This is a genomic window from Rufibacter sp. DG15C (assembly GCF_001577755.1).
In the GTDB taxonomy this organism is placed as follows: domain Bacteria; phylum Bacteroidota; class Bacteroidia; order Cytophagales; family Hymenobacteraceae; genus Nibribacter.
Window position 1 is genome coordinate 2684604 of record NZ_CP010776.1, and the last position, 16809, is coordinate 2701412.

16 protein-coding genes are annotated in these 16809 nt (G+C 49.8%); 12 read left to right on the forward strand and 4 right to left on the reverse strand.

What is annotated here, in order from left to right; translation table 11 throughout:
• The first annotated feature begins 137 nt into the window (after positions 1–137).
• The gene (locus TH61_RS11465; RefSeq protein WP_066509284.1) at positions 138–1052 is read left to right on the forward strand and encodes a M20/M25/M40 family metallo-hydrolase; all 915 of its coding nucleotides are present in this window, start codon (positions 138–140) and stop codon (positions 1050–1052) included.
• A 52-nt stretch (positions 1053–1104) separates the two neighbouring features.
• Here TH61_RS11465 and TH61_RS11470 read toward each other — a convergent pair whose 3' ends face one another.
• The gene (locus TH61_RS11470) at positions 1105–1740 is read right to left on the reverse strand and encodes an acetyltransferase (RefSeq protein WP_066509288.1); all 636 of its coding nucleotides are present in this window, start codon (positions 1738–1740) and stop codon (positions 1105–1107) included.
• Between the two features lie 590 nt (positions 1741–2330).
• Here TH61_RS11470 and TH61_RS11475 point away from each other — a divergent pair.
• The 10 genes from TH61_RS11475 (at position 2331) to TH61_RS11520 (ending at position 13072) form a co-directional block, all read left to right on the forward strand.
• Positions 2331–4577, forward strand: a complete 2247-nt coding sequence (locus TH61_RS11475) for a sodium-translocating pyrophosphatase (protein ID WP_071887836.1) — start codon at positions 2331–2333, stop codon at positions 4575–4577.
• Between the two features lie 110 nt (positions 4578–4687).
• Positions 4688–5224: a hypoxanthine phosphoribosyltransferase gene (gene hpt, locus TH61_RS11480; RefSeq protein ID WP_066509289.1), complete on the forward strand. Its 537-nt coding sequence runs from the start codon at positions 4688–4690 to the stop codon at positions 5222–5224.
• 138 nt (positions 5225–5362) lie between these two features.
• Positions 5363–5944, forward strand: coding sequence for an adenylate kinase (locus TH61_RS11485; RefSeq protein ID WP_066509291.1), 582 nt, complete (start codon positions 5363–5365; stop codon positions 5942–5944).
• 191 nt (positions 5945–6135) lie between these two features.
• Positions 6136–7131, forward strand: coding sequence for a GTPase ObgE (gene obgE / locus TH61_RS11490; protein ID WP_066509293.1), 996 nt, complete (start codon positions 6136–6138; stop codon positions 7129–7131).
• Between the two features lie 252 nt (positions 7132–7383).
• Positions 7384–7956 (forward strand): nucleotide exchange factor GrpE, encoded by a 573-nt coding sequence (locus TH61_RS11495; protein ID WP_082780361.1) that lies wholly within the window; start codon positions 7384–7386, stop codon positions 7954–7956.
• Positions 7957–7962: 6 nt separating this feature from the next.
• Complete coding sequence (gene dnaJ, locus TH61_RS11500) at positions 7963–9120, forward strand: molecular chaperone DnaJ (protein WP_066509297.1); 1158 nt, start codon at positions 7963–7965, stop codon at positions 9118–9120.
• A 189-nt stretch (positions 9121–9309) separates the two neighbouring features.
• On the forward strand, positions 9310–10227 hold the full coding sequence (locus TH61_RS11505; RefSeq protein WP_066509300.1) for an ABC transporter ATP-binding protein: 918 nt from the start codon (positions 9310–9312) through the stop codon (positions 10225–10227).
• The gene (locus TH61_RS11510) at positions 10220–11530 is read left to right on the forward strand and encodes an ABC transporter permease (protein WP_066509304.1); all 1311 of its coding nucleotides are present in this window, start codon (positions 10220–10222) and stop codon (positions 11528–11530) included. Before TH61_RS11505 ends, TH61_RS11510 begins: the two co-directional genes overlap by 8 nt.
• 150 nt (positions 11531–11680) lie before the next feature.
• Positions 11681–12196, forward strand: coding sequence for a hypothetical protein (locus TH61_RS11515; RefSeq protein ID WP_066509305.1), 516 nt, complete (start codon positions 11681–11683; stop codon positions 12194–12196).
• A gap of 3 nt (positions 12197–12199) precedes the next feature.
• Positions 12200–13072 (forward strand): ChaN family lipoprotein, encoded by an 873-nt coding sequence (locus TH61_RS11520; RefSeq protein ID WP_066509307.1) that lies wholly within the window; start codon positions 12200–12202, stop codon positions 13070–13072.
• A 171-nt stretch (positions 13073–13243) separates the two neighbouring features.
• Here TH61_RS11520 and TH61_RS11525 read toward each other — a convergent pair whose 3' ends face one another.
• Entirely contained in the window at positions 13244–13594 is a 351-nt protein-coding gene (locus TH61_RS11525; protein WP_066509309.1) for an iron-sulfur cluster assembly accessory protein, read from the reverse strand.
• Positions 13595–13748: 154 nt separating this feature from the next.
• Between TH61_RS11525 and TH61_RS11530 the strand changes: the two genes are divergently transcribed.
• Positions 13749–14285, forward strand: coding sequence for a hypothetical protein (locus TH61_RS11530; protein WP_066509319.1), 537 nt, complete (start codon positions 13749–13751; stop codon positions 14283–14285).
• A 113-nt stretch (positions 14286–14398) separates the two neighbouring features.
• Here TH61_RS11530 and TH61_RS11535 read toward each other — a convergent pair whose 3' ends face one another.
• Together TH61_RS11535 and dinB are read right to left on the reverse strand one after the other, a co-directional pair.
• A complete protein-coding gene (locus tag TH61_RS11535; RefSeq protein WP_066509322.1) occupies positions 14399–15202 on the reverse strand; it encodes a class I SAM-dependent methyltransferase in 804 nt (267 codons plus the stop codon).
• A gap of 352 nt (positions 15203–15554) precedes the next feature.
• Entirely contained in the window at positions 15555–16592 is a 1038-nt protein-coding gene (gene dinB / locus TH61_RS11540) for a DNA polymerase IV (RefSeq protein ID WP_066509324.1), read from the reverse strand.
• Between the last annotated feature and the right edge of the window lie 217 nt (positions 16593–16809).

A 16809-nucleotide genomic window follows, 5' to 3' on the forward strand; every position in this document is an offset into this window, starting at 1 on the left:
AAAAACGGGATTCGCTATTACAGTACTTAGTTAAATGCAATTATACTTATGGGGTTGGTGCAAAAATCTACTTTCAGTTAGTGTTGGTCCCATATTAAATTAAGCCTTTACCTTTGATATAGTAATCACAACACCATATGAAACTACTCAAACAGCTTTGTCAGATACATGCGCCCTCTGGGAACGAAGTGCAAATGAAGGAATTCTTGTTACGCTATTTACAAGAGAACCAACAGCAATGGAAGGTACAACCCCAGCTCATGCATGGGAAAGGTTTTCAGGATTGCCTGTTGTTGGTATTCGGGAAGCCACGGACGGTCATCTTTGCGCACATGGATTCCATTGGGTTCATGGTCCGGTACGGCAAGCAATTGATTAGAATCGGCGGGCCGGTTCTGGAGGATGGAACTACCTTGGTGGGGGAGGACAGCCAAGGCAAAATTGAATGCACCCTCAGGGTAGACGAAGAAGAGCACCAACTCACCTATGAGTTTGAGCGGGAGATTGAGCGCGGCACCGAACTGGTGTTTAAATGCGATTACAGGGAGACAGAAGAAACTGTGCAATCCTGCTACCTAGATAATAGGCTAGGCGTCTGGAGTGCTTTGCAGGTGGCCAAAACGCTGGAAGACGGTGTTATTGCCTTCGGGTGCTGGGAAGAGACCGGTGGTGGATCTGTGGGTTACCTGGCCAAGTACATCCATGAGCAATTTGGCGTGACGCAGGCACTAGTAGCAGACATCACGTGGGTTACCGAAGGTGTGCAGGCTGGGCATGGCGTTGCCATTTCACTCAGGGACTCTTTGATTCCGCGCCGAAGCTTTGTGCAGAAGATTATTCAGATAGCCAAAGAGGCGCAGATTCCATTCCAAATAGAGGTAGAGGACGCCGGTGGCTCAGACGGCAAAGAACTACAGCGCGGGGACATTCCCTGGGATTGGTGCTTTATAGGCGCGCCAGAAGACCATGTGCATTCGCCTAATGAGCTAGTCCACAAGCATGACATTCAGGCGATGGTAGATTTGTATAAGGTTTTGATGAAGAGGCTTTAAGATTGTTTTTTAGTTTGAGAGGAGTAAGTGGTTTTTAGGTGAAAGTAGAACGCTATTTTCTCTCAAGCTTCTTTACCGGATTGCCAATATAAACTCCTGCCTCTATTATATCTTTAACTACTACACCGCCCATTCCAATTGTAACATTTTCACATATTTTAATTCCTTGTTTTACTGCTGTTTTAGTTCCAAAATAAACACAATCACCGAATTCACAATTGCCACTAATATTGGCAGCTGGAGCCGTAGTGAAATAGTTTCCAATCTCGCAATCATGGCCAATGGTAGTGTTTAGATTTAAATGCGCATGCTTGCCAATTCTTATGTTACAAGTGAGTATGGTGCCAGCTGTCACTACACTTCCCTCTCCAATTTCAACCCATTGAGAAATCACAGCTGAAGGGTGGATAATGGTTGCGTAAGTGGTACTAGAAGGTAAGTTTTCTACAATCTTTTTCCTAGCCAATGGGTCTCCTACAGCAACCACAACATCATATAATACAGGATTGAATTTTGATTCAGGAATCACCTCAATGCCCAGTATCCGGGGTTCATTATAGAATTCATCATTAACCATAAAACATGCAACGTCTTCTATTTTCAGATTCTTAGCAGATATACTATCTATTAGACAGCATAGTACTTCTCTACCAAATCCACCTGTTCCAACTATGCAAATTTTTTTCATTTGAGTTAAGTCAAAAAAATTTTTTTGATTTTAAGGTCTGTTTTCATTAACCCAGGAGTCAATCGTGCACCATTGCTTAAGGTTAAAGGAAACTTCATTTTACTAAAAGAATCCATTAATCTACAATAGTGCATCGAAGGATACAATTTCACACCGAATTTAAGAAATTCTACCTTGCTCCAAACCTGGAATTGGGTAAATATAAATAAGGTTCAAGGAATAACAAGTATATGTGCCTTTAAAGACAATCCTAATTATATGTTACAGTTAAGGATCTAATATAGAGAATATTTGTTTTTTAGTGGAGAAGCCTTAGCTTGCACAACAGACATAACTAGTGTCTGGCGTCAATTTTACCAGTATCACTGCTAATGATTTGATTGCACAAGCCGATTGAAGGTTCTCCGGTTTTTCTGTTTTTGGCCTGTTTTCCAGAAAACAGGCCAAAAACGACTCAGAGCAAGAACAAGCTCTAAGTAGAAACCCAAGAGACAGGCACGAGAAGGAGGAAAGTTAGGCCATTGGCAGGGAAGAAACAGCTTACGCGTACGCTTACCAATACCTTTTACTAACAAACAAACCAATTCTCTATGCAGACCATTCTTTACGCGATTCCCGCTTTTGGCCTGCTGGCACTTTTGTACACCGCCGTCAAATCGGCGTGGGTGAGCAAGCAAGACGCCGGCAATGAGCACATGAGCACCATTGCCCGCTACATTGCAGAGGGCGCCATGGCCTTCCTCAAGGCCGAATACAAAGTCCTCACCTATTTTGTCATTATCGCCTCGCTCTTCCTGTTTTACCTAGGCTACGTGAGCGAGAAGTCTTCGCCGCTTATTGTCCTGGCCTTCATCATCGGCGCTTTTTTCTCGGCTCTGGCCGGTTTCATAGGCATGCGCATTGCCACCAAGGCCAACGTGCGCACGGCGCAGGCGGCGCGTACCAGCTTGTCCAAGGCCCTTGATGTATCCTTTGGCGGCGGTGCCGTGATGGGTATGGGCGTGGCTGGTTTGGCCGTGCTAGGCTTAGGCTCGCTATTCATCGCCTTCTATTACTATTTTGTGCAGCAGCATGGCGCCAGTGCCAGCAGTGAGGAGATGGAGCGCGCCTTAGAGGTGCTGACCGGTTTCTCCTTGGGTGCTGAAAGTATTGCCCTCTTCGCCCGCGTGGGCGGTGGCATCTACACCAAGGCCGCCGACGTGGGGGCTGACCTGGTAGGGAAAGTTGAAGCCGGCATCCCCGAGGATGACCCAAGAAACCCTGCTACCATCGCCGACAACGTAGGCGATAACGTGGGTGACGTGGCCGGTATGGGCGCCGACTTGTTCGGGTCCTACGTGGCGACCATCCTGGCGACCATGGTGCTGGGCCGCGAGATTACCGTAACCGATAACTTCGGGGGATTGTCTCCCATCATCCTTCCCATGCTCATTGCGGGTCTGGGAATTATCTTCTCCATGATAGGCACCCTGTTTGTGCGCGTGAAAGAGGGCGGAAACGTGCAGGCGGCCCTCAACATGGGCAACTGGTCAAGTGTGATATTAACCGCCATCGCCTCTTATTTTGTGGTGGACTGGATGTTGCCAGAGCGTCTAAGCCTGCGTGGCTTTGAGTTCACTGACATGGATGTGTTCTATGCCATCATCATCGGTCTGATTGTAGGAACCCTCATTTCTCTTATTACCGAGTATTTCACGGCCATGGGCCGGAAGCCGGTAAACTCCATTGTGCAACAATCCTCTACGGGTGCGGCTACCAACATTATTGCCGGTCTGAGCGTGGGTATGATGAGTACCTGTCTGCCTATCATTGTGTTGGCTGCGGGTATCGTCTTCTCCTATGCCATGGCTGGGATTTATGGCGTAGCCATTGCCGCTGCCGGGATGATGGCAACCACCGCCATGCAGCTGGCCATTGACGCCTTCGGACCTATTGCAGACAACGCCGGTGGTATTGCTGAGATGAGCGAGTTGCCCAAAGAAGTACGCGAGCGCACCGATATCCTGGACGCCGTAGGAAACACCACAGCCGCCACCGGTAAAGGATTTGCCATCGCTTCTGCGGCCTTAACATCGTTGGCCTTATTTGCGGCCTTTGTGGGCATCTCGGGCATCAGTTCTATTGACTTGTACAAAGCGCCGGTGTTGGCCGGTCTGTTCATTGGCGGGATGATTCCGTTTGTTTTCTCAGCCTTGGCCATCAGTGCCGTGGGTAGGGCGGCCATGGCCATGGTGCACGAGGTGCGCCGTCAGTTCAGGGAGATTCCAGGCATCATGGAAGGAACCGGCAAGCCCGAGTATGACAAGTGCGTGGCCATCTCCACCAAAGCAGCCCTCCGTGAAATGATGTTGCCAGGCGCCATCGCCCTTATTGTTCCCTTGATTATCGGTTTTGGACTGCGTGGCGTGTTTGAGGAAGTGTCCAGCGCTGAAATCTTAGGTGGCGTTCTGGCAGGCGTAACCGTTTCTGGGGTCTTGATGGCCCTGTTTCAGTCCAACGCCGGCGGTGCATGGGACAACGCGAAGAAGTCGTTTGAGAAAGGCGTGATGATTAATGGCGTGATGGAGTACAAAGGCTCAGAGGCGCACAAGGCATCTGTAACCGGTGACACCGTGGGTGACCCGTTTAAAGACACCTCGGGCCCTTCCATGAACATCTTGATTAAGTTGATGTCCATTGTGTCTTTGGTGATTGCCCCGCACATTGCCGTACGTGACACTGCCGCACCTGCGCCTGAGAACCGCATAGACACTACAGAAACTACCGGTCAACTGCCTAAGGTAGACGCTGAGAAGACAATTGACTACAAAGCGCCCGCTGCTCCGGTAAAAGGCTAAGCCTCTGCCGGTCACGGTCCCCGTAAAAAGCCCTTTTCCCTAGAAGAGGGCTTTTTGCTTTTATATTCAAGCGGTTTTCCCCATTTTTGAATTCGTCTTTCGTTACCGCAATGCACCAGCCCATCACCATCCACGATAAACAGTTCAGTCTTTACATACCAGAGCGCCGCATCCAACATAGCGTAGAAGTGGTAGCCGCCCGTATCAGCCATGACTACCGGGGAAAACAGCCCTTATTTTTGGCGGTTCTCAACGGTTCTTTCATGTTCGCCTCAGACCTCATGAAGGAGATGAGCATTCCGTGTGAGATATCCTTCATCAAGCTGTCTTCTTATGCAGACATGAAAAGCACGGGCAAGGTCAAAGAAATTATGGGTCTGAACCAGGACATTGAAGGGCGCCATGTGGTAATAGTAGAGGACATTGTGGACACTGGGAATACCATTGCCGGCCTGCTGCCGCAGTTGCGTGAGAAAGGCGTAGCCTCCGTTGAAGTGGCTACCATGCTCATCAAGCCCGAGTGCCTGGAGCACAACCTCTCCATCAAGTACCCGGCCATCTCGGTGCCCGGCGAGTTTGTGGTGGGCTACGGCTTGGATTACAACGGCTTGGGACGTAACCTTAGAGACATCTATAAAGTAATGTAGCGTCTAAAGCCTTCCGTTTTTGGCCTGTTTTCCAGAAATCAGACCAAAAACGCGAGCCCCCTGCCAGGAACTCTTCCAATAGTCCTGTGGTTTGCAAGATTTAATTCTTATTTTTGCTCTTTCTCTACCAATCAACACATGCTGAACATCGTACTATTTGGTCCTCCAGGTGCAGGCAAAGGCACACAAAGCCAGAAACTGATTGAAAAGTATCAGCTTATCCACCTGTCTACTGGTGATTTGCTGCGCTCTGAAATCGCGCAAGGCACCCAATTGGGTCTTCAGGCGAAGAAACTCATGGATGAGGGCCTCTTGGTGCCAGATGAAGTGGTGATTGGCATGATTGAAAGCAAAATAGCGGACAACCGCACCGCTGCCGGTTTCATCTTTGACGGCTTTCCGCGCACTGTGCCCCAGGCCGAAGCGCTGGACCAACTGTTGCAGAAATACGACCAGGGCATTAGCTGCATGATTGCCCTGCAGGTAGACGAAGAGGAATTGACCAAGCGTCTGTTGCTGCGTGGCCAGACCTCGGGTAGACCAGATGACGCAGATGAGACCCTCATCAGAAAGCGGGTGCAGGAATACAACACCAAGACTACTCCCGTGGCAGATTATTACGCCCAGCAAGGCAAGTTCTACGCCGTGGACGGGATTGGTGAGATTGAAGAAATCTTCAGCAAAAGCTGTGAAATTATAGAGGCCTGCCAAGTGGCGTAGCCTCCTTTTAAATAAACCTATTGTCTAAAAACCATCTGGTACTCCAATGCCAGGTGGTTTTTATGTTATTATCTCAAAGGATTGAAATTGCACCACGTAGCTTTTAAAGCAGATTTCAGGAAACGTTGATTATAACAAAGCTGATTTTCTAGGAGCAATTCTTAATTCCTAATTCTTAATTCTTAATTCAAATGTCGTCATCTAATTTCATCGACTACGTTAAAATATGTTGCCGTTCTGGGCACGGTGGCGCAGGTTCTGCCCACTTACACCGGGACAAAAAGAACGCCAAAGGCGGGCCTGATGGGGGCGATGGCGGCCGTGGCGGTCATATCATCCTCAAGGGAAATTCTCAGCTTTGGACCTTATTGCACTTACAGTTCCAAAAACACGTGATTGCCAAGCCAGGCGGTTCTGGTGGTTCCAGCCATTCCACGGGTGCCAACGGTGAAGACATTATCTTGGAAGTACCCATTGGTACCATTGCCCGTGACGCGGAGACCGGCGAGATAAAAGCCGAAATCACCGAACACGATCAGGAAATCATCATCACCCCCGGCGGAAGAGGAGGCCTGGGCAACGCCCACTTCAAGTCGCCAACCAATCAGACGCCTCGCCACGCCCAACCCGGCGAGCCCGGTCTGGAGGAGTGGACCATTTTGGAGTTGAAGTTGCTGGCAGACGTGGGGCTGGTGGGCTTCCCGAACGCCGGTAAATCCACTCTGCTGTCTGTGGTTTCTGCGGCTACGCCGAAGATTGCCAACTACCCGTTCACCACCTTGGTGCCGAACCTGGGCGTAGTGGCCTACCGCGACTACAAGTCCTTCGTGATGGCCGACATTCCGGGGATTATTGAAGGCGCCTCTGAGGGCAAAGGCTTGGGCATACGCTTCCTGAAACACATTGAGCGGAACTCCATTCTTCTGTTCATGATATCCGCGGAGAGCCCGGACATTGCCGCCGAGTACGAGGTATTGGTAAACGAATTACGCACGTTTAACCCAGAACTGTTGCAGAAACAACGCCTTCTGGCCGTGACCAAGTCTGATTTATTGGATGAAGAACTGGAAGCCGAAATGCGTGCCACCCTGCCCAAAGACCTTCCGGCCATTTTCATTTCCAGTATGACCAACAAGAACATCATGCAGTTGAAGGACATGATCTGGAAGGCCTTGCAAGAAGCCTAAGCCACATCTATGTTTTAAAAACCTTGTCGTTTTTGGCCTGTTTCCTGGGAAACAGGCCAAAAACGACAAGATTTTATTTGCCTGCCAGCGCAAAAGGCAGGCACGGCGCCTGCCAACTCTTCGCCCATAAAACCTTCCTGTTGCAGGAGAATTGTGTCAGAATGACAGAATAAAAGGTTTGGCAAAGTAGTTGTCCCTGGTCAGGCACCAACGTGAACGTTTGAATAGAAAATATAATCTGTCAGGATAGATATGAGTAACACAACCGAACAACATCCTCAAGAAGAAGAAAATATACAGCCAGAACACCATGAAGGGTTAGAAGCTCCCACGCCAGAGCATGAGGAGGAACTGATTGGGGAACCAGAAGAACCGGCGGCCGAAGACAAAAGCGCTTCTGAGGCCGACGAGCTGCGCGACAAGTACCTGCGCCTGCACGCCGAGTTTGACAACTTCAGACGCCGTACCTCTAAGGAACGCCTGGAACTATTCAAAACTGCTAATCAGGAATTGATGGTGGCTTTAATCCCGGTGCTGGATGATTTGGAGCGCGCCCAAGCGGCTATGAAGGACGCTCAGGATGTGAACGCGGTGCGCGAAGGCGTGGAGCTGGTGTTCACCAAGTTTCAGCACCTGCTTCAGCAGAAGGGCTTGAAACCGATGGACGCCGTAGGACAGCCGTTTGACGCCGAGGTGCATGAGGCCATCACCCAGATTCCGGCGCCCAATGAAGACATGAAAGGAAAAGTTATTGACCAGGTGGAGAAAGGCTATTACCTCAATGATAAGGTAGTTCGCTTTGCGAAAGTGGTGATAGGAGCATAAACAGCCATGGCAACTAAGAGAGATTATTATGAAGTGCTAGGCATCTCTAAGGGAGCTAGCCAGGATGAGATTAAGAAGGCATACCGCAAGATTGCCATCAAGTTTCACCCTGACAAGAACCCAGACGACCCTACCGCCGAGGACAAGTTCAAGGAGGCCGCAGAAGCCTACGAGGTCCTGAGCGACGAGCAGAAACGTCAGCGCTATGACCAGTTCGGGCATCAGGGCGTTAACGGTGGCGGCTACGGCGGCGGGGGTGGCATGAACATGGAAGATATCTTCTCCCAGTTCGGCGACATCTTCGGTGGCGGCGGGGGAGGCGGCTTCGAAAGCTTCTTTGGTGGCGGCGGACAGCGCGGCGGCAAGAGAATGCGCAAAGGCAGCAACCTGCGCATCAAGCTCAAGCTGAACCTGGAAGAGGTAGCCAAAGGTGTTGAGAAGAAAATCAAGGTAAAACGCTACGAGTCCTGCCAGGCCTGCGACGGGAACGGTTCTAAGAACGGAACCGCCCTACAAACCTGCGGTACCTGCCAGGGCCAGGGCCAGGTGAAACGCGTAGTGAACACCATGCTGGGCCAAATGGTGTCTGCGTCTACCTGCCCTACCTGCCACGGTGAGGGCAAGATGGTAAGCCAGAAATGCGATGTGTGCCACGGCGAAGGCCGTCAGCTGCGTGAGGAGGTCATCTCTATCAACGTACCGGCGGGTGTGGCAGACGGCATGCAGCTTTCTATGAGCGGCAAGGGCAACGTGCCGGAGCGCGGCGGCATCCCGGGTGATTTGCTTATTCAGATTGAAGAAGAAGAGCATCCAACCCTGCGCAGAGACGGCAACAACGTCATGTTTGAGCAGTACGTGAGCATTGTGGACGCTACCTTGGGCACCAGCCTGGAAGTACCTACCATTGAAGGCAAGGTGAAGATTAAGATTGACCCAGGCACCCAATCGGGCAAAATCTTAAGGCTGCGCGGCAAGGGTATTCCAGAGGTGAACGGCTACGGCCGCGGTGACCAGCTGATTCACATCAACGTTTGGACGCCTAAAACCGTGAACGCCGAGGAACGTCAGATTCTGGAGAAACTCCGCGACTCCCCCAATTTCGCGCCAAACCCAGGCAAGAACGAGAAAGGATTCTTCGAGAAAATGAAGGAGTATTTTCAATAGATAGTCGCGAGTCTAAAGTCGCAAGTTCTGAGTCGATTTAAGTATAAACAACGGCCACTTTCCATTTGGAGAGTGGCCGTTGTCGTTTTTGGCTTGTTTTCTGGAAATCAGGCCAAAAACGAAAGAAGCAAGCATTTGCACCGTGCAACAGTTTCCAGTAGCTTAGCCTAGGATTTAAACCACTTTGCATTGCAACCAATTCTACAGATAAAAGGCGTCAGCAAGCAGTACGAAGCCCACAGAGCCCTCAACAACGTTTCCTTTGACGTGCCCATGGGGAGCATCTTCGGGCTGTTGGGGCCGAACGGGGCGGGCAAGACGTCGCTCATCAGAATCATTACCCAGATTACGGCTGCCGATGAAGGCCAAGTGTTGCTGGATGGCGAGCCGCTACGACCTGAGCACATTCAACAAGTAGGCTATCTGCCCGAGGAGCGCGGTCTTTATAAGAAAATGAAGGTAGGCGAGCAGTTAATTTACTTGGCTAGACTTCGGGGCTTGTCTAAAGCGGATGCCACCTCCAAAATTAAAATCTGGGCAGACCGCCTGAGCCTGCGCGAGTGGCTTACCAAAAGCGTGGAGGACCTGTCCAAGGGCATGCAACAGAAGGTGCAGTTTATTGCCACCGTCCTGCATGAGCCCAAGCTGTTGATTCTGGACGAGCCATTCTCGGGCTTCGACCCCGTAAATGCCAACATCATACGGGATGAAATCCTGAAGCTGAAGGAGCAGGGCTGTACCATCATCTTCTCTACCCACCGCATGGAGTCGGTGGAGCAGTTGTGTGACCACATTGCGCTCATTCATAAGTCTGAGAAAGTGCTAGACGGTAGCCTGCAAGACATAAAGGCCAAGTTTAAGAACCATTTGTATACGCTTGAGGGCGAAGGCAAACTGCTCATCACCTCGCCAGATTTCGAAGTCATCCAACAACAGCAGGAAGGCAACCACTTTAAGGCTGAGGTACAATTGGAGCCCAACATCAGCCCCAATGACTTGCTTCGCTATTTACTGGACCGGGTGGAGGTGCATTGCTTTCAGGAGAAGGTGCCTAGCATTCATGATATTTTCATTAAAACCGTAACAGAGGAGGTGCACCATGGGTAAGATTTGGTTGATTTTTCAGCGCGAGTACCTGGTGCGGGTAAGAAAGAAAAGCTTCATTGTTATGACCATACTGGGCCCCTTGCTCATGGCTATGGTGATGGTGATTCCCATCTGGTTGGCCACCATGTCAGAGGACGCCAAAGTGATTCAGGTGTTGGATGAGAGCGGCATTCTGGCCAGTAAGTTGAAGTCTACCGAAGAGATAAAGTTTGTCACCGTGGGCGGCCCGGTGCAGAAAGCCAAGGAAGAGTACCTGAAAACCGAGGACGCGGCCTTGCTCTACATTCCTAAACTGAACTTAGACAAGCCGCAAGGCATTCAGCTGTTCTCCCAGAAAAGCGCCAGCATTTCTCTGGCTTCTAAGCTAGAGCGTCAGGTGCAGAAGGAGGTGGAGGCCATCAAATTCTCTAAGTCGGGCATTGACCAAAAGGTACTGGACCAGATTAAGACCGATGTCAACATCAGCACCATTAACCTAAGCGCCGAGGGCGAGAAAAGCAGTAACGTGGGCGTGAACTCGGGGGCGGGCTTTTTTGGGGCATTTTTGATTTACCTGTTCATTTTCATCTACGGCGCCCAGATTATGCGTGGCGTGATTGAAGAGAAGACCAGCCGCATTCTGGAGGTGATGGTGTCCTCGGTGAAGCCTTTCCAGTTGATGGCTGGTAAGATTATGGGCATCGCCGCCGTGGGCCTCACGCAGTTCCTGCTCTGGATTATCCTTACTTCTACCATCACATCAGTAGTGTCCTCACAGTTTGAGCTGGACCGTTTCTCACAGGCCAACATTGGGCAGACCATGCAACAGATGGAAACTGAGAAGGACGCGACCCAAGCGCAGGAGGTGTCTGAGGTTTTGGGCGCGCTTGACAACCTCAACGTGCCTTTGCTGGTAGGGTGCTTCCTGTTTTACTTTTTGGGTGGTTACTTGCTGTACGGTGCCTTGTTTGGGGCCGTGGGCGCGGCCGTCGACTCAGAAACCGACAGTCAGCAGTTCATGCTCCCCATCACCATCCCGCTCATCTTGTCCTTCATTGTGGCCCAGACCATTATCATCAAAAACCCGAACGGCGCCGTGGCTTTCTGGATGTCCATGATTCCCTTCACCTCGCCGGTGGTCATGATGTTACGCCTGCCGTTTGGGGTACCAGGTTGGGAACTGGCCTTGTCCATGCTGCTACTCATCTTCGGGTTCATTGGTACCACCTGGGTAGCCGCCCGCATTTACCGCGTAGGTATTTTGATGTACGGCAAGAAAGTCAATTACCGTGAACTCTCTAAATGGCTGTTTTATAAGGGTTGATTTTAAAGATTTTAGATGATGACTCTAACCGTGTAGTCAATAGCCGTTTTTGGCCTAATTCTCAGAAATGAGGCGAAAATCACATTGGCTTAGGTGTTATTAATGAATTATATGAAGTCTAGTTTTAGCTACAAGTAAGAAACAAATTACTTGACAATTCTTTGGATTGCAATCACTAGCGTTTTGGCAAGCGGGTTTGTAGGTGCATCTACAAATTTTATAAATGGATATGTAAGCCCTACCTATTACCGAAATATAATGGGCTGGGATTTCGAGGGAATTTGGGCCGCTAGTGTAGCACAAGGAATTTTTGAGGGGCTATTATATGGAATAGTTTTCACACTTATTTTCATTTTGACTATTAGTTTAGTCACAAAAGGCCAAGCGACTTTCAGGTTTGGGGCAAGCCACTTGTTAAGAATTATGGGCTTTGTGTATCTATCTTGGGTTATTGGTGGATTAATTGCAATCGGATTAGCGACATTAAGCCCTGATTTTTATACAAGAACATTCATAAATGTACCAGAAGACTTTGGACTAATGATCGGATATGCATGGGTTGGCGGTTCTATTTGGGGAGCTCTGTTTGGAGGACTCTTTGGGACAGTGCTAGGCGCGTTTAGTGTATGGACAAACTGGAAATCCTTGGAAGTTAATAGTGTCTGAGTTATGAAAAAACTGCTATCTCTGTTATTGACTCCTTTGTTTCTAATGTCTTTTAAGACAGACAAGCCCGCTTATAGGCTATTCACTAGCAAGGGCAAGTCTATCACGTATGAGAAGATGCTGAAGGAGCTGGCGAAGGCGGACGTGGTCTTCTTCGGGGAACAGCATAATGACCCTATTGCCCATTGGTTGCAACTGGAACTGGCCCAAGACCTGCACCTGCTCCATAAAGGCAACTTGGTCATTGGTGCCGAAATGTGGGAAACCGACACCCAGTCCGCGGTAGACTCCTTTCTATTGGACCAATTAGCAGAACCTGCCTTTCTGGAGAGAAGCCGTGCCTGGCCAAACTTCGCTACCGACTATAAACCTATTCTTGCCTTCGCGAAGGAGCATCAAATCAAAGTGATTGCCACCAACGCCCCGCGCAGACTAGCCCGAGTAGTGGCTAGAGAAGGACTGAAAGGCTTAGATGCTCAGCCGCAAACAGAAAAACAATGGTTGGCGCTGTTGCCACTTATTGTAGACATGGAACTGCCGGGCTATAAGAAAATGCGCGGCATGTTTGGCGATTCGCACGGCGCCTCGGCCTCGGCTAGCCAGATTATTGAAGCCCAAGCTCTAAAAGACGTGACTATGGCTCAGTTTATCCACCAGAACCTGAAACAGGGTCAGCGCTTTCTGCACCTCAACGGCTCTTATCACTCAGACCACCACGAAGGCATTCTCTGGTATTTGAAACGACTTCGGCCGGAGTTAAAGGTGATGACTATTTCCACCGTTTCGCAAGGGCAGTTAGACAAGCTGGAGAAGGACCATCTGTCAAGAGCTGACATTGTTTTAGCTGTGCCTACCACTATGACAAAGACTTATTAATGTGCTAATAACTTAATGTGCTGAAGTGCTATTGAAGAATTTGAGAATGAGCAGATTTGAGAATGTGAAAATGTAGTCAAGTTGTCGTTTTTAGCCTGATTTCCAGAAAACAGCCCAAAAACAAAAGGCCTGCTCATAGAGCAGGCCTTTTGACTATAAAAGAAAGGAATGTTATGCAGAGAAGGAGCTTCCGCAACCGCAGGTGCTTTTGGCTTGAGGGTTATTGAAGACAAATCCGCGGGCGTTCAAGCCGTCCTGGAAGTCTACCTCCATGCCTAGCACATACATAGCGTGCTTCTTGTCCATGATTAACTGAACACCGTCCAGCTGGAAAATCTCGTCGGCGTCTTTGGGCTTGTCAAAACCCAGCAAGTACGACATGCCTGAGCAACCGCCGCCTTGTACCCCAATCCGGAGACCGTACTCGGCCGGAACGTTCTTATCTTTCAAAATCACTTTCACCTCTGCCAATGCGCGTTCGGTGAGTGAAATAGGAGCTGTTTTTACAGTTGTGCTTTCCATAGTAAATTGGCTTATGCGTGGCAAAGGTACTAAAAACTAGGCTGTTTTTATAAATCAGCGCTATACTATAAGTAACCTGAAAACCGGTAAAATGATTCAGTAAAACGTTCTTCGTTTTTTAACGATATTTACACCACAAACCTTCGCCAAATCTATGACTTTAGATACCTCATCCTTGCTGTTGCTTCTTGCCCTAAGCCTCATTCCAGCCTTATTAGTAGGCGGCGGCATGTACCTGCTCACCCAGAGGTACATGGAGCGCGATTACCGTAAGCGCCTCCTGGAGATTCGCCTGAAGAACAGCGACGTCATCCTTCCCATCAGGCTGCAGGCCTATGAGCGCGTGATTTTGTTTTTAGAGCGCATCACGCCCAGCAATCTGCTCATTCGCGTGAGCCCTTCGGGCATGACGGCCCCTGAGTTCCAGGCTCAACTGTCACAGGAGATTAGAGCCGAATATACCCATAACCTGTCCCAGCAACTGTACATGAGCGAGGCGGCCTGGCAACAAGTGAAGAAGGCGAAGGAAGACGTGGTGACCATGATTAACCAGAACTACCAGGCCCTACCCGAGAACAGCCGCGGCACCGACCTGGCCAAGCGCGTCTTGGAAAACGTCCTGCATAATGACATTGACCCCACCGCCCAAGCCCTCCAGTTCCTGAAAAGAGAATTGCACGAGATTTTCTAGGTAGCTATGATTGCTTAACAAACACGAAGGCCCTGCTTTACTGGTTAAAGCAAGGCCTTCGTGTTTAAAGGGAAAATGCATTTGAATACTTACAACGCATAAGCTATAAGGAATTAAACCTTCACCATGTTCAAAGAATACATCATGGGCAGTTTCTCGTCCATGCCTTTGATGCGCCAAAACCCGTCTGTGCCCTGCTCCATGTTGGCAAAACAGTTATAGTAAGAATAAGGCAGTTCTTTAAATTCCACCAACTGCAGACCTTGTTTGAGTAAAGCTGTCATAACTTCGCTCAAGGCGTGGTTCCAGGAGTATTCTGTGTATTGGATAGGCGCGTCCCGGTCGGTGTAGGTGCCGGTTGATTCTTCAATGATTGGGCCGCCGGTGTTAAAGTACGGGTATTGAATATAACTGAAGTTGTTGTCAAACATCCAGACCGCGGGGTGAAACTCTGCTATGAAAAACGTGCCGCCGGGCTTCAGGAAATGGTTTATTACTTCAGCCCATTTATCCAAATCTGGCAACCAACCAATGGTGCCGTACGAAGTGAACACTATATCATACTCGCCTTGCAGGTGTTGTGGCAGGTCATAGACGTTACAGCAGACAAACTCAGCGTCCAGGCCCAGTTGCTGGTTTAACTGCTGCGCCAGTTCAATGGCCGCGTCTGACAAATCTACGCCCGTGGCCTTGGCGCCCAATCTTGCCCAAGAGAGCGTGTCCTGCCCAAAATGACATTGCAGGTGCAGCAGCTTCTTGCCTTTAACATCGCCTAAAGCCTCTAACTCCAGCGGGTTTAAACTGGTTTTTCCCTTCTTAAAAGCTTCTACGTCATAAAACGCAGAGTCTTTGTGGACACCCGTTCTCAGGTTCCAGGCATGTCTGTTCTGGGCAATGTAGTCTGGTTGGGCTTCCATGGCGTTTTTGGCTTGTTTTGGTGAAAATAGGCAAAAAATGGAAAATGAGGATTCATTCCATTTTTGTCATCCTGAAAGGACCTTGTGGGCAAGCTGCAGAGGCGCTAAAGTAAACGCAGATTCTCCCCTTGAGGGGAGCGAAGAGGGGTGTTTACATCAGAAGGTAGATTGAGAAGAAGATGGAAATGCGTGGGAGACAAGGCAGTGCCTGGTCTCTCCAAAGGAGAAAGTAATAGCACTTAATCAAACGCCTGTCTAGTTCGCCCACAAGGTCCTTTCAGGATGACAAAAAGGAGAATGATTTTGATGTGATAGTCCTTCTAGCTAGCATCCAACAATCAGCAATCAACAATTAAAAAGGAAACGACAGCTGGCCGGTTTGCTGTTGACCGTAGCTCAGGTTAGACACGGTAATGCCCAGCAGCCGGATGGGTTTGGCGGGAAAGGCGGGAGAGTGCAGCAGTTCGGCGGCAATGTCTAGGAGGACGTCTTCGGTGCGGACGTTGGAGAAGAAAGTTTTGCTGCGGGTGTTCAAGGTGAAGTCATGGTACTTGAGCTTGAGTGTGACGGTTTTGCCCGAGGCCTCCAAGCGGTGCAGGTCATAGGCCACCTCTTCCGCAATGCGTCTTAACTCGGGCAACATCTCTTCTTCGGTTTCCAGGTCTTGGCCGAAGGTGCGCTCCGAACCGATGCTTTTCCTGATACGGTTGGGCTCAACCAGTCGGTCATCCTGGGCGCGGGCAATCTGGTAGAAGTAAGTACCCGACTTCCCGAAGTGCCGACGCAAGTCCACCTCAGAGCGGGCTTTCAGGTCGGCGCCGGTGTGTATGCCTAGTTGTTTCATTTTGGCCGCGGTCACATCGCCTATGCCATAGAATTTCTCAATGGGCAGGGCCTCTACAAACGCTTCGGCCTGGTCTGGGGTGATAACCGTGATGCCGTCTGGTTTATTGGTGCCAGAGGCCACCTTGGCCAGAAACTTATTGAAAGATACGCCCGCCGAAGCCGTCAATTGGGTGGCTTCCAAAATCTCCTGTTTAATGCGCAGGGCAATGTACATGGCAGACTTCAGCCCGAACTTGTTCTCCGTCACATCCAAATAGGCCTCATCCAGGGAAAGCGGTTCCACCAAATCTGTGTAGCGTAGAAAGACCTCGCGTATCTGCCTGGACACCTGTTGATAGACCTCAAACCGCGTGGGCACCATAATCAACGTAGGACATTTGCGGAAGGCGATGGAACTGGGCATGGCAGAATACACCCCAAACTGCCGGGCCTCATAACTGGCCGCGGCTACCACGCCCCGTGCCTTGGTTCCACCCACCGCCACGGGTTTGCCGCGCAATGCCGGGTTGTCCCGCTGCTCTACAGAGGCGAAGAAGGCGTCCATGTCTATATGGATGATTTTGCGCACGCGGGGTTTTAGATATTAGTAGTTGAACGAGGTGTGGACTGGCCTAAGACGGTTTAGTCAGTCTTGCCGAATGCTAGGAATTATCTAACGTCAAAATTATTTATACCATATTCACAGAACCAGACGTTAGGGCTCACGTACTAACTGCGAATCTAAATACTTATTCTTCATCATCTGCGTAAGACTACGTAAT